This is a genomic window from Dactylosporangium sucinum, assembly GCF_014647515.1.
Lineage (GTDB): Bacteria > Actinomycetota > Actinomycetes > Mycobacteriales > Micromonosporaceae > Dactylosporangium > Dactylosporangium sucinum.
Genome location: NZ_BMPI01000053.1, coordinates 1 through 21,550 on the forward strand (window position 1 = coordinate 1; position 21,550 = coordinate 21,550).

18 protein-coding genes and 1 pseudogene are annotated in these 21,550 nt (G+C 73.5%); 9 read left to right on the top strand and 10 right to left on the bottom strand.

Annotation, left to right across the window (positions count from 1 at the left end; translation table 11 throughout):
* Nucleotides 1–362, bottom strand: a pseudogene (locus IEZ31_RS39430) (hypothetical protein); the annotation flags it as partial.
* A complete protein-coding gene (locus IEZ31_RS39435; RefSeq protein WP_229836335.1) occupies nucleotides 359–874 on the bottom strand; it encodes a SigE family RNA polymerase sigma factor in 516 nt (171 codons plus the stop codon). The gene IEZ31_RS39435 and the pseudogene IEZ31_RS39430, both read right to left, overlap by 4 nt.
* A gap of 293 nt (nucleotides 875–1,167) precedes the next feature.
* Between IEZ31_RS39435 and IEZ31_RS39440 the strand changes: the two genes are divergently transcribed.
* On the top strand, nucleotides 1,168–1,902 hold the full coding sequence (locus IEZ31_RS39440) for a fascin domain-containing protein (protein WP_190255220.1): 735 nt from the start codon (nucleotides 1,168–1,170) through the stop codon (nucleotides 1,900–1,902).
* Nucleotides 1,903–1,963: 61 nt separating this feature from the next.
* Here IEZ31_RS39440 and aroA read toward each other — a convergent pair whose 3' ends face one another.
* The 3 genes from aroA to IEZ31_RS39455 all read right to left on the bottom strand — a co-directional run bounded on the left by aroA (nucleotide 1,964) and on the right by IEZ31_RS39455 (nucleotide 5,082).
* Complete coding sequence (gene aroA, locus IEZ31_RS39445) at nucleotides 1,964–3,238, bottom strand: 3-phosphoshikimate 1-carboxyvinyltransferase (protein ID WP_229836336.1); 1,275 nt, start codon at nucleotides 3,236–3,238, stop codon at nucleotides 1,964–1,966.
* Nucleotides 3,239–3,281: 43 nt separating this feature from the next.
* Nucleotides 3,282–3,668 carry a hypothetical protein gene (locus tag IEZ31_RS39450; protein WP_190255221.1) on the bottom strand — a complete coding sequence of 129 codons (387 nt, stop codon included), beginning with the start codon at nucleotides 3,666–3,668 and terminating at the stop codon, nucleotides 3,282–3,284.
* A gap of 559 nt (nucleotides 3,669–4,227) precedes the next feature.
* A complete protein-coding gene (locus IEZ31_RS39455; RefSeq protein WP_190255222.1) occupies nucleotides 4,228–5,082 on the bottom strand; it encodes a hypothetical protein in 855 nt (284 codons plus the stop codon).
* 4 nt (nucleotides 5,083–5,086) lie between these two features.
* Between IEZ31_RS39455 and IEZ31_RS39460 the strand changes: the two genes are divergently transcribed.
* The 5 genes from IEZ31_RS39460 (at nucleotide 5,087) to IEZ31_RS39480 (ending at nucleotide 10,954) form a co-directional block, all read left to right on the top strand.
* Entirely contained in the window at nucleotides 5,087–6,331 is a 1,245-nt protein-coding gene (locus tag IEZ31_RS39460) for a hypothetical protein (protein ID WP_190255223.1), read from the top strand.
* A gap of 103 nt (nucleotides 6,332–6,434) precedes the next feature.
* On the top strand, nucleotides 6,435–7,880 hold the full coding sequence (locus IEZ31_RS39465) for an RNB domain-containing ribonuclease (RefSeq protein ID WP_190255224.1): 1,446 nt from the start codon (nucleotides 6,435–6,437) through the stop codon (nucleotides 7,878–7,880).
* On the top strand, nucleotides 7,877–8,569 hold the full coding sequence (npdG, locus tag IEZ31_RS39470) for an NADPH-dependent F420 reductase (protein ID WP_190255225.1): 693 nt from the start codon (nucleotides 7,877–7,879) through the stop codon (nucleotides 8,567–8,569). The genes IEZ31_RS39465 and npdG overlap by 4 nt, the downstream gene beginning before the upstream one ends.
* Nucleotides 8,566–9,762, top strand: coding sequence for a cytochrome P450 (locus IEZ31_RS39475; protein ID WP_190255226.1), 1,197 nt, complete (start codon nucleotides 8,566–8,568; stop codon nucleotides 9,760–9,762). The genes npdG and IEZ31_RS39475 overlap by 4 nt, the downstream gene beginning before the upstream one ends.
* A gap of 199 nt (nucleotides 9,763–9,961) precedes the next feature.
* Nucleotides 9,962–10,954 carry a HAMP domain-containing protein gene (locus IEZ31_RS39480; protein WP_190255227.1) on the top strand — a complete coding sequence of 331 codons (993 nt, stop codon included), beginning with the start codon at nucleotides 9,962–9,964 and terminating at the stop codon, nucleotides 10,952–10,954.
* A gap of 338 nt (nucleotides 10,955–11,292) precedes the next feature.
* Here IEZ31_RS39480 and panB read toward each other — a convergent pair whose 3' ends face one another.
* Nucleotides 11,293–12,123: a 3-methyl-2-oxobutanoate hydroxymethyltransferase gene (gene panB / locus IEZ31_RS39485; RefSeq protein ID WP_373294754.1), complete on the bottom strand. Its 831-nt coding sequence runs from the start codon at nucleotides 12,121–12,123 to the stop codon at nucleotides 11,293–11,295.
* A 106-nt stretch (nucleotides 12,124–12,229) separates the two neighbouring features.
* On the bottom strand, nucleotides 12,230–13,954 hold the full coding sequence (locus tag IEZ31_RS39490) for an NAD+ synthase (protein ID WP_190255229.1): 1,725 nt from the start codon (nucleotides 13,952–13,954) through the stop codon (nucleotides 12,230–12,232).
* A 153-nt stretch (nucleotides 13,955–14,107) separates the two neighbouring features.
* On the opposite strand from IEZ31_RS39490, the gene glnA reads away from it, so the two are divergent.
* Nucleotides 14,108–15,460: a type I glutamate--ammonia ligase gene (gene glnA / locus IEZ31_RS39495; RefSeq protein ID WP_190255230.1), complete on the top strand. Its 1,353-nt coding sequence runs from the start codon at nucleotides 14,108–14,110 to the stop codon at nucleotides 15,458–15,460.
* An 11-nt stretch (nucleotides 15,461–15,471) separates the two neighbouring features.
* On the opposite strand, the gene IEZ31_RS39500 is transcribed toward glnA, so the two are convergent.
* The 3 genes from IEZ31_RS39500 to IEZ31_RS39510 are packed head-to-tail and all read right to left on the bottom strand — an operon-like array spanning nucleotide 15,472 to nucleotide 17,665.
* The gene (locus IEZ31_RS39500) at nucleotides 15,472–16,182 is read right to left on the bottom strand and encodes a ferredoxin reductase (protein WP_190255231.1); all 711 of its coding nucleotides are present in this window, start codon (nucleotides 16,180–16,182) and stop codon (nucleotides 15,472–15,474) included.
* On the bottom strand, nucleotides 16,152–16,751 hold the full coding sequence (locus IEZ31_RS39505; RefSeq protein ID WP_190255232.1) for a sulfite oxidase-like oxidoreductase: 600 nt from the start codon (nucleotides 16,749–16,751) through the stop codon (nucleotides 16,152–16,154). Before IEZ31_RS39505 ends, IEZ31_RS39500 begins: the two co-directional genes overlap by 31 nt.
* Complete coding sequence (locus tag IEZ31_RS39510) at nucleotides 16,748–17,665, bottom strand: S66 peptidase family protein (protein WP_229836337.1); 918 nt, start codon at nucleotides 17,663–17,665, stop codon at nucleotides 16,748–16,750. Before IEZ31_RS39510 ends, IEZ31_RS39505 begins: the two co-directional genes overlap by 4 nt.
* Nucleotides 17,666–17,683: 18 nt before the next feature.
* Here IEZ31_RS39510 and IEZ31_RS39515 point away from each other — a divergent pair, with 18 nt between their 5' ends.
* A complete protein-coding gene (locus IEZ31_RS39515; RefSeq protein WP_373294755.1) occupies nucleotides 17,684–18,484 on the top strand; it encodes a type 1 glutamine amidotransferase in 801 nt (266 codons plus the stop codon).
* Nucleotides 18,484–21,387 (top strand): bifunctional [glutamine synthetase] adenylyltransferase/[glutamine synthetase]-adenylyl-L-tyrosine phosphorylase, encoded by a 2,904-nt coding sequence (locus IEZ31_RS39520; protein WP_190255234.1) that lies wholly within the window; start codon nucleotides 18,484–18,486, stop codon nucleotides 21,385–21,387. Before IEZ31_RS39515 ends, IEZ31_RS39520 begins: the two co-directional genes overlap by 1 nt.
* Nucleotides 21,388–21,550: the final 163 nt, after the last annotated feature.

Sequence of the window (21,550 nt, forward strand, 5' to 3'; positions counted from 1 at the left end):
ATGTCGGCCCGGGCGTTGGCGAGCGGGCCCGCGGCGAACCGGGGCGGTGCCGTCCCCTGGTGCCGGGGCAGCTCGACAGCCGCCGGCGGCGGCGCGGAGGACGGCGGCGCCGGCGAGGACGTCGCCGGGGAGGGCGGCGCCGTGCTGGACGCGGCGGGTGGGTCGACCGTCCGCTCGTCGGGCACGACGGCCAGGGCCAGCCCGGACGCCGCGACCAGGGCGGCGACGGCCGCGACGGATGTGACCGCCGTGCGGCGCAGCCGCAGCCGCCGGGAGGTGTGCAGCGTGCGGTCGTGCAGGTCGACCGGCCGCACCTCGTCGGCCAGACCGTGCAGCTCGTTGCGCAGGTTGTCGAGGCTCATCGGGTGACTCCGTTCGCGGGGCCGAGGTCGGCCAGTTCGGGGGCGATGTCGCGCAGGCGGGCGAGCGCCTTGGCGGTCTGGCTCTTGACGGTGCCGACCGCGACGCCGAGCAGCTCGGCGGTCTCCGTCTCGGTGCGGTCCTCGAAGAACCGCAGGACGAGCACGGCCCGCTGCTTGGCCGACAGCCGCAGCAGGGCCGCGCGCAGGCTGAGCCGCACCGCGGTGGACCCGGAGTGGTCGCTCGCGTGCCCGCCGCGCCGCTCCGGCAGGTCGCCGGGCAGCACCTCGGCCACCCGGCGGCGCCGCCACCAGGAAACCTGGATGTGGTACATCGCCTTGCGGGTGTAGGCCTCGGCGTTGCCGGTGTCGTGCAGCCGCCGCCAGGCCAGGTGGGTCCGGGCCAGGGCGGACTGCACCAGGTCCTCGGCGAGGTGCTGGTCACCGGTCAGCAGGTACGCCGTGCGCAGCAGCGCATGCGACCTCGCCCGCACGAACGTGTCGAACTCATCCACGGTGGCTCGCTTCGATAGGCGCTGGATAACGGGGACGGACAGGCCGGTACCCGGTGCGACGAGCGCGTCGGGAGGCATCGGTGCTCCTTCATGGCTGGAGGGATCGGGCGCCGGCAGCCCGCAATGATGCCTGTCAAGACGCCACCCGCCCCACCGACCGTTGCCGTTCCCCGCGAGGTTTTCGCCGCCGTCGCGTACCTGACACCCGTGGCTGGGAAATCGGCTAAGGATGCCGCAGATCGGCATTAAGAACAGCTTTCCCCGCTTGACCGGCATCAATGGAACTCGGAAGCATGACCGGAGTCGCGATCGTCCGCCATGTCTACGGGAGCATTGCAGTGCCACGGATCAAGGGCCGTCTCGCCGTCATCCTGAGTCTCGTCGCGGTCGCCGCGGTGGCCACGCCGCTGGCCGTGGCACAGGCCGAGGAGCACGAGACGCCGCCGCCCGGCGCGGCCGACCTGGGGAACCTCACGCCCGGAAAGATCGACCTGACCGGCGGGACGCCCGCGCCGGCGCTCGGCGGGGAGCAGCAGCTGGCGGACGGGGCCGGGGCCGCCGCGGTGCCGACCACGCTGCCGGGCCTGAGCATCTGCCGGAAGTACCGCATCCTGAGCATCAGCGCCAACCGCTACATCGCGGAGGAGCAGAACTACGGCGGCTCGCTGCACAACGTGCTGCGGGCCCGCACGCCCGGCGAGTCGGTCGGCGGCTGGGAAATTTTCAACATCTGCTCGCAGAACGGCGGCGGGGTGGTCTACGTGATCGCACCGTCCGGCGCCGTCGTCGCCGCCGAGTTCGGCTACACCGGCACCAGCTTCGCCGCCCTGCGCGGCCGCTCGCAGTCGATCGCAACCTGGGAGACGTTCGACGTCTGGCAGGACGGCACGTCGTACTTCCTGCGCAACGTGGCCCGGGGGACGTTCTGGACCTGCCGGCGGGACTACACCGGCAGCGCCTACAACATGATGAAGGGCTCCGGAGCCAGCGGCGGCAGCTGGGAAGCGCTCCGCTTCGAGGCCGTTTGATCCGGGTGTACCGAGGGGTCCCGGCGACGGGACCCCTCGATCGTGTGCGTCCTCGTGTGCGTCAGAGCCGGCTCAGGTCGACGAAGAACTCCGGGTAGGTCTTCGCCACGCACTTCGGGTCCTTGACGGTGATGCCGGGGACCCGCAGCCCGAGCAGCGCCAGGCTCATCGCCATGCGGTGGTCCTCGTACGTCTCGAACGCCGTCGGCGCCGGGGTGCCCGGGTTGACGGTGAACCCGTCGGCGTCCTCGACCGCGTCGATGCCGGCCCGGCGCAGCTCGGTGACGACCGCGCCGATCCGGTCGGTCTCCTTGCCGCGGATGAACCCGATGCCCCGCACGCGGGTGGGGGAGTCGGCGAACACGGCGACCGCGGCGAGCGTCTGCGCCGTGTCGGAGATGTCGGCCATGTCGACGTCGATGCCGTGCAGCGTGCCCGTGCCGGTGACGGTGATGCCGGCGGCGGTGCGCTCGACCCGCGCGCCCATCTGCTCCAGCAGGTCCGCGAAGCGCACGTCGCCCTGGAGGCTGCGCTCGCCGAGCCCCTCGACGGTGACCCGCCCGTCGCCGATCGCGGCGGCGGCCAGCAGGTAGGAGGCGGCGCTCGCGTCCGGCTCGATGTCGTACTCCGCCGGCCGGTACGACCCGGGGGCGACCCGCAGGCCGTCGACGCTCACCCCGAACGCGGCCATGACCGCCGTGGTGGCCTCGACGTAGGGGACCGAGACGAGCTGCGAGGTCAGCTCGACGGAGAGCCCGTCGGTCATGAGCGGACCGGCCATGAGGAGTCCCGAGAGGTACTGGCTGGAGATGTGCCCGGGCAGCGCCACCTTCCCGCCGGCCACCGGGCCGGTCACCGCGACCGGCAGGAACCCGGGGGCGCCGAGGTCCTCGACGGTGGCCCCGAGCTCGCGCAGCGCGTCGACCAGCGGGGCGAACGGCCGGGCCCGCAGCTGCGGCGAACCGTCCACCACGCCGCGCGCCGGGCGCAGGGCGACCGCCGGCAGGATGAACCGTGACGTGGTGCCCGACTGTCGCGCGTCGACCGACACCTCGCCGGTCGCCGTGCGCGGGTCGGCGCCGTCGACGACCACGGTGTGCGCGGCCTCGTCGACGGTCAGCCCGGCGCCGAGGGCGCGCACCGCGCCGAGCATCGCGTGGGTGTCGTCGGCGAACAGCACCCCGGTCAGCGTGCTGCGGCCGGGGGCGAGCGCCGCGCAGATGAGCGCGCGGTTGGTGATGCTCTTCGAGCCCGGCGGGCGCAGCGACACGTCGGGCGGCGCCGTCAGCGGCGTGACGGTCAGGGCGGCGGGCAGATCGTCGGCATGCAGGCTCACGACCCGATTGTCCCGCAGCCGGATCCGGGGCGGCGGTCCGGCCTTACCCGGTTCCCGACAGCCGGTACGTGCCGTCGCCGGCGGGCTCCACCGCGGTACCGGTGAGGCTCTCCCGGACCGTCTCGGACAGCAACAGTTCGCGGGGGCCGGCCCGGTCGGCGAGGGCCTGGGCGCCCGTGACGGCGGGCCCGCCGAAGCGGTCGCGGTTGGGCTGCGGCTCGCCGGCCTCCAGGCCGAACCGCACGAACGACATGGCCCGCGGCCGCAGGTACGCGGTCACGTCCCGGACGGCCGCCGCGGCACCGGCGTACACGAGCACGGTGCGCCCGTCCACGGCCCGGACCGCCCGGCCGCCCGTGAGGTGCCGGGCGACGTCGCCGGCGGCGGCCGAGCCGCCGATCGCCAGGGTTACCGGGGACTCCTGCGTCATGCCCGGCATCGTAGTGGCGCGGTCGTCCACGGTGGACGCTCCTGGTGCCTCGCCGGCTCCGGCGCCGGGGTCCGCCGCCGGGTCCGGCGCCTCGCCCGGCTCCCGTGCGCCTCCTCGTTCGTCTCCTCGTTCGTCTCCTCGTTCGTCTCCGAATGAGGGCGCGGTGGGTCGACCGGACGACTCGAATGTGGTTCCACCGTTCGGCTCACCCGCGGGTGACTCCGGCCACAGGCCGAGGGCGGGAAATCCCGGCCGATGGTGGGATTTCGGCGGTCACCCATGATCGTGGAAGCGTTGTGCCGCAACGGATTCCCGTCAATGCCGATACCGCCGCCGAGCACTTCCGACCGGCTCGTGCGTGTCTTCGGCGGCCGCCGGGTGGTTGCGTCTACTGTGGAATCCCAACCAGCTATTTGCCGGTTTCGGTGGCGCATGTTTCATTTGCGGTGCACAGTGATGTCATGAGCAGCAGCGGTGCTGAGCGGTACTACTGGTGCCTTTCTCACCAACGGGTCGAGACCGAGGCGGAGATGTGCGCCGGACGGGATCGACTCGGCCCCTATGATTCGGCGTCAGATGCCGAACAGGCACTCGCCAAAGTTCGGGAACGCAACGAGGCGTGGGAAGCCGAAGACGAACGGTGGGAAGGCAAGCGCTGAGCAAGACGCCGGCGCCGGGGCGACCGCGAACCGCCCGGGCAGCACCGGCAGGCAACGACCCGTTCCACCCGCACGACCCAACCGCGAACATCCCGCAGGAAGCGGGAGAGAAACTCCTCCAGGAGGACCACGATGGCCGCAGCTAAGAAGGCCACCACGAGATCGGCCGCAACGCGTGCGGCCGCTGACAAGGCGACCCCCGCCAGGGCCGCGAAGACGGTCGCCGCGTCGGCTCCGCGCCGGACGGCGACGGCGACGGTGACGCCGTCGTCGGGCACCACCGCCCGCAAGACCGCCACGGCGGCCAAGGCGACTGCCGCTCCGGCCGCCGCGAAGGCGGCGTCCGCCTCGAAGTCGGCCACGAAGTCGACCGCCGCGAAGCCCGCGGCGCGCTCGGCCGCGGCGGCGAAGACGGCGACCCCGGCGGCGAAGGCCACCGCGGCGAAGTCGGCGGCGGCGCGTCCGGCGGCGAAGTCGGCGGCTGCCAAGTCGGCGACGCCGGCGGCGAAGGCCACCACGGCCAAGACGACGGCGCGTCCGGCGGCGAAGTCGGCCGCGGCGGCGAAGACGGCGACCCCGGCGGCGAAGGCCACCGCCGCGAAGTCGACCGCCTCGAAGGCCACGGCGGCGAAGTCCACCGCTGCCAAGTCGACCGCTGCCAAGTCCACCGCTGCCAAGTCCACCGCGGCGAAGGCCACGGCGGCGAAGTCGGCTGCGAAGTCGACGGCGGCGGCGGCCAAGGCGGCGCCGGCCAAGAAGGTGACCGCCAAGGCGGCGCCGGCGAAGACCGCGGCGGCGAAGAAGACCACCGCGGCTGCCACCAAGACCGCCACCAAGGCGGCGGCGAAGAGCACCGCGAAGGCGGCGCCGGCGAAGACGGCGGCGAAGGCGACGGCGAAGGCGGCCCCCGCGAAGGCGGCCACCAAGTCGACGGCGGCGAAGTCGACGGCGGCCACGAAGAAGGCGGCGCCGGCGAAGACGGCGGCGAAGACCACCACCGCCAAGGCGGCGCCGGCGAAGACCGCGGCGGCGAAGAAGACGGCCGCGGCCACCAAGGCGGCCCCGGCCAAGAAGGCGGCGGCCACCAAGACGGCCGCCACCAAGGCCGCCCCGGCGAAGAAGGCCGCGACGAAGGCGGCGCCGGCGAAGACGGCCACCAAGGCGGCGGCGAAGACCGCCACCAAGGCCGCCACGAAGAAGGCGGCGCCGGCGAAGACGGCGGCGAAGTCGACGGCGAAGGCGGCCCCCGCGAAGGCGGCCACCAAGTCGACGGCCACCAAGGCCGCGGCGAAGACCGCCACCGCCAAGGCGGCGCCGGCCAAGACCGCGGCGGCGAAGAAGACGGCGGCCGCCACCAAGACGGCCCCGGCGAAGAAGGCCGCGACGAAGGCCGCGACGAAGGCGGCGCCGGCGAAGACGGCCACCAAGGCGGCGGCGAAGGCCGCCACCAGGGCTGCCACGAAGACGGCCGCCAAGACCACGACGGCGAAGGCCGCCCCGGCGAAGACCGCGGCGAAGAGCACCGCGGCCAAGTCGACGGCCAAGGCCGCCCCCGCCAAGACGGCGAAGGCGACCACGGCGAAGGCCACGACGGCCAAGGCCACCACCGCGAAGGCGACCCCGGCGAAGACCGCGAAGGCCACCACCGCGAAGGCCACGACCGCCAAGGCGGTGCCGGCCAAGGCGGCCAAGACCACGGCCACCAAGTCGGCGGCCCGGTCCACCACGGCGCGCAAGAGCGCGGCCAAGGCGGCTCCGGCCACCGAGGCGCCGCTCGTCGTCACCGCCCCCGTCGAGTCGGTCGCCCCGGCCGAGCCCGCCAGTCCGGCGGTCGTCGCCGAAGGCGGCCTCGACGCGGGCGGAACGTCTTCGGTCGAGGCGGCCCCGTCCGCAGCGACGTCGGGTGCCGAGACCGAGGCCATCCCCGGCCGCGAGAACGGCAACAACCCCGAAGAGGCGGCGAACATGACGCCCGAGGACTGGGCCAGCCTGGCCCGTCCCTGACCCAGCACGAGACCGGAGGCGCGGCCCGACGTTTCGGGCCGCGCCTCCGGCGCGTCCGGGGTTGTCGTCCGGGGTTGTCGTACCGGACTGGTAAGACTGACCCGTGACCACCCGCCGTGTGTACGCCCCGCGCATCGACTTCGCCGCGCTCCGGACGGAGCTCGGCCTGCCGGCCGGGTTCTCCGCCGAGGCCGAGCGCGAGGCCGCCGAAGCTGCCGGCAAGACGTTCGGTGACCGGCCCGACCGGACCGAGCTGGAGTTCGTGACGATCGACCCGCCCACGTCACGCGACCTCGACCAGGCCCTGCTGCTGCGCCGCGGCGACGGCGGTGGCTATCGGGTGCATTACGCCATCGCCGACGTCGCCGCGTTCGTCGTGCCCGGCGGGCCGCTGGAGCGGGAGACCTGGGAGCGCGGCCAGACCGTCTACCTGCCCGACGGCAAGGTCCCGCTGCACCCGCCGGTGCTCAGCGAGGGCGCCGCCAGCCTCCTGCCCGACCAGGACCGCCCGGCCGTGCTGTGGACGATCGACCTCGACGCCGAGGGGCGCACGACCGCGGCGCACGTCGAGCGGGCGCTGGTGCGCAGCCGGGCGAAGCTCAACTACGAGCAGGTCCAGCACGACGTCGACGCCGGCACGCCGCACCCGTCGATCGCGCTGCTGCCCGAGGTGGGCAAGCTGCTCGTCGAGCGGAGCCTGGAGCGCGGCGCGGTCAACCTGCCGCTGCCCGAGCAGGAGGTCGAGCCCGACGGCGACGGCTGGCGGCTCACCCTGCGCGCGCCGGTGCCCGTCGAGGAGTTCAACGCCCAGATCTCGCTGCTGACCGGCATGGCCGCGGCGCGCATCATGCTCGACGGCAAGGTCGGGCTGCTGCGGACGATGCCGGAGCCGCCGCTCGAGGTGGTCGACATGCTGCGGGTGGCGGCCAAGGCCCTGGAGGTCCCGTGGCCCGACGGCGCCTCGCCCGGGCGGGTGATCGCCGCCCTCGACCCGGCCCAGCCCCGGGCCGCCGCGTTCCTCGACCAGGCGGCCGAGATGCTGCGCGGCGCCGGCTACACGGCCTTCGACGGCGCGGTGCCGGAGCAGCCCCGGCACGCGGCCGTCGCCGCGTCGTACGCGCACGTGACGGCCCCGCTGCGCCGTCTGGCCGACCGCTACGTCACCGAGGTGTGCCTGGCCCTCTTCGCGGGCGCAGCGGTGCCCTCGTGGGCCCGGGAGGCCCTGCCGAAGCTGCCGGAGGTGATGAGCCGCACCGACCGGGCCGCCGGGGCGGCCGACCGGGGCGCGGTCGACCTCACCGAGGCGGTCCTGCTGCAGGGCCGGGTGGGCGAGGAGTTCGACGCGGCCGTGCTCGACGTTGACCCCAAGGGCAAGCGCGGCGCGATCGCGCTCGACGACCCGCCGGTGCGGGCGCGCTGCGCGACCTCGGTGCCGGGCGGGCTCCCGCTGGGGGCGCGGATCCGGGTCCGGCTGACTGAGGCCGACCCCACCCACCGGAAGGTGCTCTTCGAGGCGGTCGAGGGCGAGAAGGTAGAAAGAGAGTCATGACCTACGACCAGAGCGCACTGCCCGACGTGACGGAGCTGTCCGTCGGCATCCTCGGCGGCACCGGCCCGCAGGGCCGCGGCCTCGCCTATCGGTTCGCCCGCGCGGGCCAGCGGGTGCTGGTGGGCTCCCGCTCGACCGAGCGCGGCGCCCATGCGGCCGAGGAGCTCGCCGCGATGCCCGGCGTGGCGGCCGGCGTCGTCAGCGGCGGCGACAACGCGTTCGCGTGCGGCGCCGACGTGGTGATCGTGGCGGTGCCGTGGGAGGGCCACGCCGCGACCGTCGCCGAGCTCGCGCCGCTGCTCAGCGGCAAGATCGTGGTCGACTGCGTCAACCCGCTCGGCTTCGACAAGCAGGGCGCGTTCCCGCTGCAGGTGGAGGAGGGCAGCGCCGCCGAGCAGGCCGCGACGCTGCTGCCCGAGGCGCGGGTGTGCGCGGCGTTCCACCACGTCAGCGCGGTGCTGCTGGCCGATCCCGAGGTGGCCGCCGTCGACCTCGACGTGCTGGTCCTCGGCGACGACCGCGCGGCGGCCGAGCAGGTGCAGGCGCTGGCCGCCCGCATCGAGGGCATGCGCGGGGTGTATGCGGGCCGCCTGCGCAACGCGGGCCAGGTCGAGGCGCTGACCGCGAACCTCATCGCCATCAACCGGCGGTACAAGGCACACGCCGGCATCCGGGTGACCGACCTGTGACGGCCGAGCTCTTCGACCCCTGGTCCGCCGAGTTCGTCGCCCGGCCCTACCCGGCGTATGCGTGGCTGCGCGAGCACGCGCCGGTGCACTGGTTCGAGCCCTCCCGGCAGTATCTCGTCTCCCGTCACGAGGACGTGAACGCGCTGCTGCGGGACCGCCGGCTCGGCCGCAGCTACCTGCACGTGGCCTCCCACGAGGAGATGGGCCGGTCGGCGCCCCCGGCCTACCAGGAGCCGTTCTGGACGCTCAACAACAACGGCATGCTCGACCGGGAGCCGCCCGACCACACCCGGCTGCGCCGGCTCGTCTCGCAAGCCTTCACCCCGCGGCGGGTGGAGGCGCTGCGGCCCGTCGTGCAGCGGCTCGCCGACGAGCTCGTCGACGCGTTCGTGGCGCAGGGCGGCGGCGACCTCATCGCGGCCGTCGCCGAGCCGCTGCCGGTGACCGTCATCGCCGAGCTGCTCGGCATCCCCGAGGCCGACCGGCATTGGCTGCGGCCGTGGTCGGCGGCGATCTGCGGGATGTATGAGCTGAACCCCTCCCGCGAGAGCGCGGAGGCGGCCGTGCGGGCCTCCGAGGAGTTCTCCGACTACCTGCGGGGTCTCGCCCGCCGGCGCGCGGCCGAGCCGGAGGACGACCTCGTCTCCGCCCTCGCCGCGGTCGAGGGGCTCAGCGAGGACGAGCTCATCGGCACCTGCGTGCTGCTGCTCAACGCCGGGCACGAGGCGACCGTCAACGTCACCGGCAACGGCTGGTGGGCCCTGCTGCGCGACCCGGCGGCCCTGGCCCAGCTGCGGGCCGAGCCGGAGCTGCTGCCCGGTGCGATCGAGGAGCTGATGCGCTTCGACACGCCGCTGCAGATGTTCGAGCGCTGGGTGCTGGAGGACATCGAGGTCCGCGGGGTGCCGATCCCGCGCGGCAGCGAGGTGGCCCTGCTGTTCGGCTCGGCCAACCACGACCCGGCCGTGTTCGCCGACCCCGAGCGGCTCGACCTGCGCCGCCGGGACAACCCGCACATCTCCTTCGGCGCCGGCATCCACTACTGCCTGGGCGCCCCGCTGGCCCGCATCGAGCTCGCGTCGTCGTTCGGCGCGCTGCTCGCCAAGGCCCCTGGCCTGCGCCTGGAGCGCGAGCCGCGGTGGAAGCCCGGTTACGTCATCCGCGGCCTGGAAGCGCTGGAGGTGTCCGTCTAAGGCCTGTTTCATCACTGGGCCCGCCGCAGCCCGGCCCCAGCTATGAAACGGGCCTTAGGGGTATTTGGTGCAAGGCGGCGCCGGAGTGGCCGATATCACGGGTGGACCGTACAAACCGTGTGATTGGGGTCTTCGTGGCCGTGTTCGCCAACTCGGCATCGTCCAGAAGATCGGTCTGCTGTGCGGGGCCGGGGTCGTGGTGTCGGTCGCGACGGGCGCGACCGGCGTCTACAACCAGCTCAAGCTCAGCGACCAGGCCGAGGTGGTCCGCAACCTGTCGGCGGCGAGCGGCCTGATGCACCACCTGGACACCCGCGAGGCCGAGCTGAAGGTGGACGCCTACCGGGCGCTCGCCGAGCGGGACGTCCAGCCCATCGTCGACGACCTGCCCGGCGACCTCGCCTCGGTCACCGACACGCTGTCCGAGCTCGACGCGCTGACCCTGCCGGTCGACGTCCGCGCCGGCGTCGACGACATCAAGGCCGACGCGCTGGCGTTCAACGACTTCGTCGACACGTTCGTGCGCGACGCCCAGCGCGACCAGGCGTCGGTGCTGGCGCGGGAGGCGGAGATCGCCGAGCGCAACCACGCGGTCGACGACAAGCTCGGGAACCTGCAGGACCTCATCGACGCCCGGGTCACCGCCGAGCGGGCCAACATGGCGACCACCCGGAACACCGCGCGGTGGGCCACCGTCGGCGTCATCGTCGTCGGCATCGTGTTCCTCCTGCTGCTGTCGATCCCGGTCATCCGGGCGATCAGCGGCCCGGTCCGGCGCGTCCGCAACGTGCCGGAGGCGCTCGCGAACGGCGACCTCACCCAGAAGGCCGAGCGCGGCCGTGACGAGATCGGTCAGATGGCGGCCAGCCTCGACCACGCCATGGAGAGCATCCGTTCGTCGCTCGCGGCGGTCGGCCGCAGCTCCGACGCGCTCGCCGACGCCTCCCGGCAGCTGTCGGACGTCAACGACGGCATCTCCGGCGCGGCGGCCACCACGAGCCGGCAGATGACCGACGCCTCGTCGGCCTCCAGCGAGGTGTCCCGGCACGTCACCATGATCGCGGCCGGTGCCGAGGAGATGCGGCGGCCGAGGCGATCCGGCGGATGGGGGAGGTCGTGGAGGAGATCAACCAGTACCAGGCGACGATCGCCTCCGCCGTCGAGGAACAGTCCGCGACGACGGCCGAGATGAGCCGGTCGGTGGCCGAGGCCGCCGAGGGTGCGGAGCGGATCGCCGGGAACATCCAGGGCGTCGCCGACGCCCAGACGACCACGACGCAGGGCGTGTCGCGGGCGCAGGGCCCGGCGGCCGAGCTGGCACAGATGTCCCAGCTGGTCTCCCCTTCCGCGCCCCTCCCAACCTCAAACCGCGTCGATCTTGCAGTTGTGGTGCCTGACAAACCTGGACATTGTGGGAGTGTCGCGGCACCACAACTGCAAGATCGACGCGGCGGGGGTGGGGAGGGGTGCGGAAGGGTGCGGGGTAGCCCACCCGCCGTGGCGCGACGGCGGGTGGGGCCGGCGGAAGGGCTAGAAGGTGTGCTCCTGGGCCGGGAAGGCGCCGGAGCGGACCTCGTCGGAAAACGCCTGCGTCGCCTCGGTCAGGGCCGCGGCCAGCTCCGCGTACCGCTTGACGAACCGCGGCGTCTTCCCCGTCCGCAGGCCGGCCATGTCCTGCCAGACCAGCACCTGGGCGTCGGTGTCCGGGCCGCCGCCGATGCCGATGGTCGGGATCGTCAGCTCGTGCGTGATCCGCTTGGCCACCTCGCCGGGCACCATCTCCAGGACCACCGCGAAGGCGCCGGCGTCGGCGACCGCGCGGGCGTCCTCGACGACCGCCTCGGCGGTGTCGCCGCGGCCCTGCACCCGGTAGCCGCCGATCGCGTGCTCCCGCTGCGGGGTGAAGCCGACGTGGGCCATGACCGGGATGCCGGCGCCGGTGATGGCCTCGACCTGGGGCGCCATCCGGGCGCCGCCCTCGAGCTTCACCGCGTGGCAGCCGCCCTCCTTCATGAACCGCACGGCGGTGCGCAGCGCCTGCGCCGGGCCCTCCTCGTAGGAGCCGAACGGCAGGTCACCCACGATGAGCGAGCGCCGGGTCGAGCGGACCACGGCCCGCACCAGCGGCAGCAGCTCCGCCTCGCTCACCTGCACCGTGGACTCGTAGCCGTAGACGTTGTTGGCGGCCGAGTCGCCGACCAGCAGGACCGGGATGCCGGCGGCGTCGAAGATGCCGGCCGTGTACTGGTCGTAGGAGGTGAGCATGGGCCACTTCTCGCCGCGCTCCTTGGCGGCCAGCAGGTCCCTGGTGCGCACCCGGCGGTTGACGGCACCGCCGTAGAGGGACTGGATCTCGGACATCGATGTCCTCCTCATGTACTCCTCGAGGCCCCGTAGCGGGGTCCCCGGGCTGTCCCTCCGATCGTCGCACCGGCCCGGCCGCCACAGACCGGACCAATGCGATTTTTCACATGCCGCCTTCCCGGAAGCGGTTGGTGATCGGCAGGCGCCGGTCGCGGCCGAACGCCTTGATGGAGATCTTGGTGCCCGGTGCGCTCTGGCGCCGCTTGTACTCCGCGAGGTCGACCATCCGCAGGGTGCGGTCGACCAGTGCGGCGTCGTAGCCGGCGGCGACGAGGTCGTCGCGGCCCAGGTCCCCGTCCACGTAGCCGGCGAGGATCGGGTCGAGCACCTCGTAGTCGGGCAGCGAGTCGGTGTCGAGCTGGCCCGGGCGCAGCTCGGCGCTCGGCGGCTTGGCGATGGAGTTCTCCGGGATCGGCGGGGTGTCGCCGCGGCGCCGGGCCTCCTCGTTGCGCCACTTCGCCAGCCGCCAGACCAGCGTCTTCGGGACGTCCTTGATGGGGTTGAAGCCGCCGACCGAGTCGCCGTAGAGCGTCGAGTACCCCACCGCGAGCTCACTCTTGTTGCCCGTGGTGAGCACCAGGTGACCCTCCTGGTTGGACAGCGCCATGAGGATCACGCCGCGCACGCGGGCCTGGAGGTTCTCGACCGCGATGCCCGACAGTGCCATGTTGGCCAGGAAGCCGTCGACCATCGGCTGGATGGGCTCGGTGCGGTAGTCGAGGCCGGTGCGCCGGGCCAGGTCGGCGGCGTCGTCGCGGGAGTGGTCCGAGGAGTGGCCGCTGGGCATCGAGACGCCGACCACGGCGGCCGGGCCGATCGCGTCGCAGGCGATCGCCGCCACGACGGCCGAGTCGATGCCGCCCGACAGCCCGAGCGTGACGCTGCGGAAGCCGTTCTTGCGCACGTAGTCGCGCAGGCCGAGCACCAGGGCCTGCCAGATCTCGGCCTCGTCGGTGACCCGCGCGGCGATCTCCGGCGGCGGGGCGGGCTGCTCGTTGGCCGGCACCGAGTCGGAGACGAAGACGTTGACGACCCGCATCTCGGCGTGGTCGACGACCGGCGGGACCGGCTCGGCGGCCGGCAGGTCGAGGTCGAGGACCATGAGGTGCTCGGCGAACTGGGGCGCGCGGGCGACGAGCGAGCCGTCCGGGCGCACGACCATCGAGTCGCCGTCGAAGACCAGCTCGTCCTGGGCGCCGACCATGTTGACGTAGGCCGTGGTCGCGTGCGCCTCGGCCGCCCGCCGGGCGACCAGGGCGAGCCGGGTGTCGTCCTTGTTCAGCTCGTAGGGCGAGCCGTTGATGTTGACGACCAGGCCGACCCCGGCGTCGGCGGCGACCGCGAACGGGCCGCCCTCCTGCCACAGGTCCTCGCAGATGGTGAGCGCGATGTCGACCCCGCCCACGCGCAGGACGGTCAGCGTGTCGCCGGGCTCGAAGTACCGGTCCTCGTCGAAGACGCCGTAGTTGGGCAGGTGGTGCTTGAAGTACGTGGCGATCTGCGTGCCGCGGTGCAGCACCGCGAGCGCGTTGCGCGGGCCGACGGTGTCGGCGTCGAGGTAGCCGACGATGACGACGGTCTCGCCGAGGCCGTCGTCCTGGAGGCGTGCCGCCAGGTCGTCGACGGCCCGCTTGGACGCCGCGACGAAGGACTCGCGGAAGACCAGGTCCTCGACCGGGTAACCGGTGAGCATCATCTCCGGGAAGGCGACCAGGTGCGCGCCGGCCCCGGCGGCCTTGGCGGTCCAGCCGTGGACCAGGGCCGCGTTACCGGGCAGGTCGCCGACCGTCGGGTCGATCTGGGCGAGAGCGAGTCGCAACCGGGGCATGCTTCAAGTGTGGACCAACCCGTCGGGCGCCGCGCCTGTGACGTTCACTCCAGTGCCCGGCGACATGGGCAGGTCCGGTAACTTGTGCGTAACACCGCCGGGTGAGACTTGCCCGAATTGGCCGCAGACCGACAGCTCGTGTGGGGGAACGCCGTGGACCGTCAGCAGGAGTTCGTGCTCCGCACCCTCGAGGAGCGGGACATCCGGTTCGTCAGGCTGTGGTTCACCGACGTGCTGGGCACGCTGAAGAGCGTCTCGGTGGCGCCGGCCGAGCTGGAGTCGGCGTTCGAGGAGGGCATCGGCTTCGACGGCTCGGCCATCGAGGGCTTCGCCCGCATCTACGAGTCGGACATGGTCGCCATGCCCGACCCGACGACGTTCCAGGTCTTCCCGTTCGAGGGTGGCATGTCGGGCGAGAGCGCCCGCATGTTCTGCGACATCACGCTGCCCGACGGCTCGCCGTCCTGGGCCGACCCGCGCCACGTGCTGCGCCGGGCCCTGTCGCGGGCGGCCGAGAAGGGCTTCACCTTCTACACCCACCCCGAGATCGAGTTCTTCCTGCTGGAGTCGATGGGGGAGAAGGGTTCGGTGCCGGTCCCGGTCGACACCGGCGGCTACTTCGACCACACCACCCACGCCGTCGCCCGCGACTTCCGCCGCCAGGCGGTGCTCGCCCTGGAGCGGATCGGCATCTCCGTCGAGTTCAGCCACCACGAGGTCGCGCCGGGCCAGCAGGAGATCGACCTGCGGTACGCCGACGCCCTGACCACGGCCGACAACATTATGACGTTCCGGCACGTCATCAAGGAGGTCGCGCTCTCCCACGGGGTGCACGCCACCTTCATGCCGAAGCCGTTCACCGACCAGCCGGGCAGCGGCATGCACACGCACCTGTCGCTGTTCGAGGGCGAGCGCAACGCGTTCCACGACGCCAGCGACCCGATGAAGCTGTCCAAGGTCGGCCAGGCGTTCATCGCCGGCCTGCTGGTGCACGCCCGGGAGTACACGGCGATCACCAACCAGTGGGTCAACTCCTACAAGCGCCTCTTCCCGCAGTCGGTGCCGAACCGGATCACGGAGTCCCCGGCGTACGTCTGCTGGGGCCACACCAACCGCTCGGCCCTGGTCCGCGTCCCGGCCTACGGCAAGCCCAACTCGGCCCGCGTCGAGGTCCGCTCGCTCGACTCGGCCTGCAACCCCTACCTGGCCTACGCGGTGATGCTGGCGGCCGGCCTGCGCGGCATCGAGCAGGGCTACGAGCTGCCCCCGGGCGCCGAGGACGACGTGTGGGCCCTCACCGACGGGGAGCGGCGCGCGGCCGGCTACGAGTCGCTGCCGGAGAACCTGTCCCAGGCGATCGACGTCATGGCCGGCTCCGAGCTGGTCGCCGAGACCCTCGGCGAGCACGTCTTCGACTACTTCCTGAAGAACAAGCGCACGGAGTGGGAGGAGTACCGGCGGGTCGTGACCCCCTTCGAGCGCGAGCGCTACCTGGGGATCATGTAAACCTCCGAACGTCAGCCGTAGCGCTCGGTCTTGACGCCGCGGGCGTCGTGGCCGAGCGCCACCATGATGTCCGCCACAGTCTCCACGAAGCCGGTCGGCCCGCAGACGAACACGTTCGGCTGGAAGTCGGCCGGCCACGCGTGGGTGTTGACGTCGGCCACGCCGACCCGGCTGCCGCGCACCCGCGTGTAGACGAACTGCACGTCGAGGCCGCGGTCGTCGCGGGCCCGGCGGCGCAGCTCGTCGGCGTAGATGACGTCCTGCGGCGTGCGCACCGAGTAGAGCAGGCGGAACGGGGTCTTGACGCCGTGCTCGGCCCGCGAGCGGATCATCGCCATGAGCGGGACCACGCCCGACCCGCCGGCCATGAGCTGCACCGGGGCCGGGTCGGTGGGCCGCCAGACGAACCAGCCGCCGATCGGGCCGCGCAGCTCGATCGGCTGGCCGACCTCCCACACGTCGGTGAGGTACGGCGAGACCTCGCCGTCGTCGAGCCGCTGGACGGTGATCTCCAGGCCGGTGGCGGACGCGATCGAGTAGCTGCGCTGGGCCGTGTACCCGTCCTCGGCGGTCAGGCGCAGGTCGACGTGCTGGCCGGGCAGGTGGCCCGGCCAGTCCTCCACGTCGAGCACCAGCGTGCGCGCCGTCGGCGTCTCCTGCCGCGCCTCCCTGAGGACCGCCTTCCGCCAGGTTAGTCGCCCTGGTACCGCTGCTCGCGCCATGGGTCTCCGTAGTTGTGGTACCCGGCCTCTTCCCAGAAGCCCGGCTCGTCCTCGAGCATCATCCGCAGCCCGTGCACCCACTTCGCGGACTTCCAGAAATACAGGTGGGGCACCAGCAGCCGGGCCGGGCCGCCGTGCTCGGGCTCCAGCGGCTCGTCGTCGTAGCGGTACGCCACCCAGGCCTTGCCGTCGAGGAGGTCCTCCAGCGGCAGGTTGGTGGTGTAGCCGTCGTAGGAGTGTGCCATGACGAAGTCGGCCGCGGTCTCCACGTCCTCCAGCAACGTGTCGATCGGCACGCCCCGCCAGCCGGTCTGCAGCTTCGACCACTTCGTGACGCAGTGGATGTCGACGGTCACGTCCTCGGACGGCAGGGCGGTGAACTCGTCCCACGTCCACTTGTGCTGGCCGCCGCTCTCGGTGGTGATCACGAACTCCCAGCGGTCGGTGCGCACCCGCGGCGTCGGCCCGGCCGACAGGACCGGGAAGTCGTGGGCGAGATACTGGCCGGGCGGCAGGTCCGGCTGCTGTTTGCGGCGCAGGCCGCCGAAGCCCGGTGTCACGAAACTCATGGCCGCAATCCTGCCCCAGCGACGGTTCCGCACCCATCCGTCAGGCGACTGAGGAGCACGCCGTTCTGTGTGTCGAGCGTCGCGGGCGCTCCGACGACGACGGTGAGCTGGCCGAAGCCGTGGCCGATCGGCAGCCCGCCCAGGACCGGGCAGCCCAGGGTCCCCAGCCGCTCCTGCAACACCTCGAACGCGGTCACCGGTCGGTGGTCGGCGCACTGGGTGAACTGGCCGACCGCCACGCCCGCGACGCCGGCCAGCGCACCCGCGCGGATGAGCTGGGTGAGCATGCGGTCGAGGCGGTACGGTGCCTCGCCGACGTCCTCGAGCAGCAGAATCGCGCCGGATAAATCTGGCATGTCGGACGTACCAAGCGTGGTGGCGAGCATCGTGAGGTTGCCGCCGAGCAGGAGACCGGTCGCCGGTGGGCCCTCCACCAGCGGCCCGTCCTCGACCCGCGGCGCGACCAGCTCACCGGTCGACATGAGCGCGGATTTGAGCGACATTTCCGAAATGTCCGGCAAGCGATCGTCGAACCACGCCGCCCCCGGCCCGTGCACCGCCGGCCGCCGCGCGACCCGCCACAACGACAGCTGCAGCGCCGTGATGTCAGAGAAGCCGACCAGGTGTTTCGGCGGACCCCACCGCACGGCGTCGGCGATGCGCTGGGCGCCGTAGCCGCCGCGGGTGCAGATCACCGCCCGGACCCGCGGGTCGGCGAGGGCGGCGTTGAGGTCGTCGAGCCGGTCGGCGTCGCGCCCGGCCAGGTACCCGTGCTCGGCGAACACGTGCCTGCCGAGCTCGACCCGCAGCCCCCACCCCTCCAGCAGCTCGATGCCACGGGCCACCCGGTCGGGCCGGGTCGGTCCGGACGGGGACACCAGCCGGACGACGTCTCCGGGCTCCAACGGTCGCACGGTCGTTATTGTCGGTGCGTGACGATCGAAGGTTCTCCGCGGGGCAACGTGGCGCTGGTGGTCGAGAACGACCCGACCGACGACGCGCGCCGGCTCGGGGACTGGCTGACCGGCGGCGGCCTCACGCTCGACGTGGTCCGCCCGCACGCCGGCGAGCCGCTCCCGGCCGACCTGGACGGCTACGCGGCGCTCGTGGTGCTGGGCGGCGAGCAGGACGCCTTCCCCGACGCGGCCGGCGAGCGGGCGTCCCCCTGGTTCGACGCGCTCGAAGGGCTGCTGCGCAAGGCGGTCCGGCACAAGGTACCGACGCTGGCCGTGTGTCTCGGGGCACAGCTGCTCGCGCAGGCCCACGGCGGCACGGTCGAGCGGAGCGCCGCCGGGCCGGAGATCGGCGCGCTGCTGGTCGCCCGCCGCGACGTCGCCGACAACGACCCCATCTTCGCCGCGGTGCCGTTCGCGCCCGACGTCCTGCAGTGGCACCGCGACGAGATCGTCGAGCTGCCCGTCAACGCCGTCCTGCTCGCCGCCTCGACGCACTACCCGGTCCAGGCGTTCCGGGTCGGCGGCTCGGCCTGGGGCCTGCAGTTCCACATCGAGTGCGACACCGAGATGTTCGCGGCGTGGGCGATGGACGGCGTCGGCACGCTCGGCGACCTCGGTATCGACGCGGTCGAGCTGCTCGAGTCCGTCGACGCCGTGCAGGACGACGTGGCCGAGGTCTGGCGCCCGTTCGCCGAGCGGTTCGCCGCGGTCGCGCTCGGCCGCACGCCGCACGGCGAGGGCGGCCTGCGCTCGCTGCCGCTGCTGGGGCCGCGCTGATGGCGACCCACCTCGCGCGGTTCGGCTTCACCGACGGCGAGCGGGCCGAGCTGATGGCCGGGCCCGGCGGCCTGCGGCTGTGGGACCCGGCGGCCGGCCGGCCGGTCGACGACGACGCCGCGGCGGTCCTCGACACCCTGTACTTCGCCGCCGACCCCGACCTCGCCCTGTTCCAGCTGCACCGGCTCTACGAGGCGGCCGGCGAGCCGCTGCGCACCGAGCTCGTCGCCGACAAGGCGCTGCGCCGCCGGCTCGTCGGCGTCCTCGGCGTGTCGGCCACCCTCGGCGACCTGCTCGTCGCCAACCCCGACGAGTGGCGGGAGCTCCAGGGCGAGCAGAACCACCGCGCGGCCGGCTACGCGACCCGGGAGGTGTCCTCCGTCCCGATGCTGCGCCAGGGGTACCGCCGGGAACTCCTGCGGATCGTGGCGGCGGACCTGACGGCGGCCGCGGACGTCGAGGTGACGATGCGGCGGCTCTCCGAGCTCGCCGACGCCACCCTGGTGGCCGCGCTCGGCATCGCGGTCGCCGAGGCCCCCGACCACGCCGCCGCGTGCCGGCTCGCGGTGATCGCCATGGGCAAGTGCGGCGGCCAGGAGCTCAACTACGTCAGCGACGTCGACGTCGTGTTCGTCGCCGAGCCGTCCTCCGAGGACGTCGAGGTCGAGGCGGCGATGCGGGCCGGCAGCGCGCTCGCCGCCCGGATGATGGAGATCTGCGGGTTCGTCGCCTGGCCGGTCGACGCGGCGCTGCGCCCCGAGGGCAGCCGCGGCGCGCTGGTGCGCACGATCGCCTCCCACCTCGCGTATTACAAGAAGTGGGCGAAGACCTGGGAGTTCCAGGCGCTGCTCAAGGCCCGGCCGGCCGCCGGCGACCTGGCCCTGGGGGAGCGGTGGCTGGCCGAGCTGCAGCCGCTCATCTGGGCCGCCGCCGAGCGGCCGGAGGCGGTCGACGAGGTCCGGGCGATGCGCCGGCGGATCATCGAGGCCATCCCGCGGGCCGAGGTCGAGCGCGAGATCAAGCGCGGCCCCGGCGGGCTGCGCGACATCGAGTTCGCCGTCCAGCTGCTCCAGCTCGTCCACGGCCGGGCCGACGAGTCGCTGCGCACCCCGACGACCCTCGCGGGGCTGCGGGCGCTGATCGAGGGCGGCTACGTCGGGCTGGCCGACGGCGAGGCGCTGCTGCGCGCGTACCGCTTCCTGCGCGTCGTCGAGCACCGCCTCCAGCTGCAGCGGCTGCGCCGCACCCACACCGTGCCCGACGACCCGGACGCGCTGCGCTGGCTCGCGCACGCCCTCGGCTACCGTCCGAGCGCCGCCCGCGACGCGGTCGAGTCGTTCCGCGCCGAGTGGGTGCGCCACGCGGGCGAGGTCCGCCGGCTGCACGCCAAGCTGTTCTACCGGCCGCTGCTGGAGGCGGTCGCCCGGGTGCCCAGCGAGCAGCTGCGCCTCACGCCCGACGCCGCCCGCGCCCGCCTGGAGGTGCTCGGCTTCGCCGACCCGGCCGGCGCGCTGCGCCACCTGCAGGCCCTGACCGGCGGCGTCTCGCGCACGGCGGCCATCCAGCGGCAGCTGCTGCCCGTGCTCCTCAGCGAGTTCGCCGACGCCCCGGAGCCCGACCGCGGCCTGCTCGCCTACCGGCAGGTGTCGGAGAAGGTGGGCAATACGCCGTGGTACCTGCGGCTGCTGCGCGACGAGGGCCCGGTGGCGCTCCGCCTGGCCCGCCTGCTGGCGCTGTCCCGCTACGTGACCGAGCTGCTCGTCCACGACCCCGAGGCGCTGCGGCTGCTCGCCGACGACACCGAGCTCGTCCCGCGCTCCGCCGAGATCCTCACCGAGGGCTTCGCGGCCGCCGCCGCCCGCCACCCCGACCCGGAGACGGCGATCAACGCGGTCCGCGCCCTGCGCCGCCGCGAGCTGTTCCGGATCGCCTGCGCCGACCTGCTGGGCCTGCTCGACGTCACGGAGGTCGGCACGGCCCTGTCCGCCGTCATCGACGCCACGCTCCGCGCCACCCTGGGCGTGACCGCCGCCCTCGCCCCGCCGCTCCCGTTCGCCATCATCGGCATGGGCCGGCTGGGCGGCCACGAGACCAGCTACCCGTCCGACGCCGACGTCCTGTTCGTCTACGAGCCGCCCCCCGGGATGGCCGACGACGCCGCGAGCGGCGCCGCGCTGACGGTGGCGGAGGAACTGCGCCGGCTGCTGGCCCGCCCGGCCCACGACCCGCCCCTGGGCGTTGACGCCGACCTGCGCCCGGAGGGCCGCCAGGGCCCGCTGGTGCGCAGCCTCGGGGCGTACCGCCAGTACTACGCCCGCTGGTCGTCGGTCTGGGAGGCGCAGGCCCTGCTCCGCGCCCGCTACGTGGCCGGCGACGAGGACCTGGCCGCGCGCTTCCTGGCGATCGCCGACACCAAGCGCTACCCCGACGGCGGCCTGGCCCGCGAGCAGATCCACGAGATCCGCCGCCTGAAGGCCCGGGTGGACAGCGAGCGCCTCCCGCGCGGCGCCGACCCGGCCACCCACACGAAGCTCGGCCGCGGCGGCCTGACGGACGTGGAGTGGACGGTCCAGCTCCTCCAGCTCCGCAGCGGCGCGGCGGCCCCGGCCCTGCGCACGACCCGCACCCTGGAGGCCCTGTCGGCCGCCGCGGCCGCGGGCCTGATCGCGGAGCCCGACGCCGCGGCCCTGGCGGCGGCCTGGCGCCAGGCGTCACTGGTGCGCAACCTGATGACGCTGGTCCGTGGCCGCGCCTCCGACCAGCTCCCGAGGCAGGGCCCGGACCTGGCCGCGGCCGCCCGCGTCCTGGGCAGGGGCGCCGAGCCCCAGGAGTTCCTGGACGAGTACCTGCGCGTGGCCCGGCACGCCCGCCAGGCCGTCGAGCGCATCTTCAATCCCGCTTGACGCGCCGCCGCTGCCGGTCCGTCAGCCGTCGTTCGTGCGGCTGCGGACCGTTCGGCGTCAGCCAGTACACGTTGGGACGCCTCGCCACCGCGAGCGCGCAGACCTCACCGAGGTTCCGCTCCAGCAGCCGGACGATCTCGTCGCGCGCGATCTCCCCGGGGAG

Bases quoted from the DNA above. Each gene is read 5' to 3' on its own strand.
- IEZ31_RS39490 (WP_190255229.1), bottom strand. From the start codon at position 13,954: ATGCCCCGGTTGCGACTCGCTCTCGCCCAGATCGACCCGACGGTCGGC.
- panB (WP_373294754.1), bottom strand. From the start codon at position 12,123: ATGTCCGAGATCCAGTCCCTCTACGGCGGTGCCGTCAACCGCCGGGTG.
- npdG (WP_190255225.1), top strand. From the start codon at position 7,877: ATGACCTACGACCAGAGCGCACTGCCCGACGTGACGGAGCTGTCCGTC.
- IEZ31_RS39440 (WP_190255220.1), top strand. From the start codon at position 1,168: ATGACCGGAGTCGCGATCGTCCGCCATGTCTACGGGAGCATTGCAGTG.
- IEZ31_RS39500 (WP_190255231.1), bottom strand. From the start codon at position 16,182: ATGGCGCGAGCAGCGGTACCAGGGCGACTAACCTGGCGGAAGGCGGTC.
- IEZ31_RS39520 (WP_190255234.1), top strand. From the start codon at position 18,484: ATGGCGACCCACCTCGCGCGGTTCGGCTTCACCGACGGCGAGCGGGCC.
- IEZ31_RS39450 (WP_190255221.1), bottom strand. From the start codon at position 3,668: ATGACGCAGGAGTCCCCGGTAACCCTGGCGATCGGCGGCTCGGCCGCC.
- IEZ31_RS39505 (WP_190255232.1), bottom strand. From the start codon at position 16,751: ATGAGTTTCGTGACACCGGGCTTCGGCGGCCTGCGCCGCAAACAGCAG.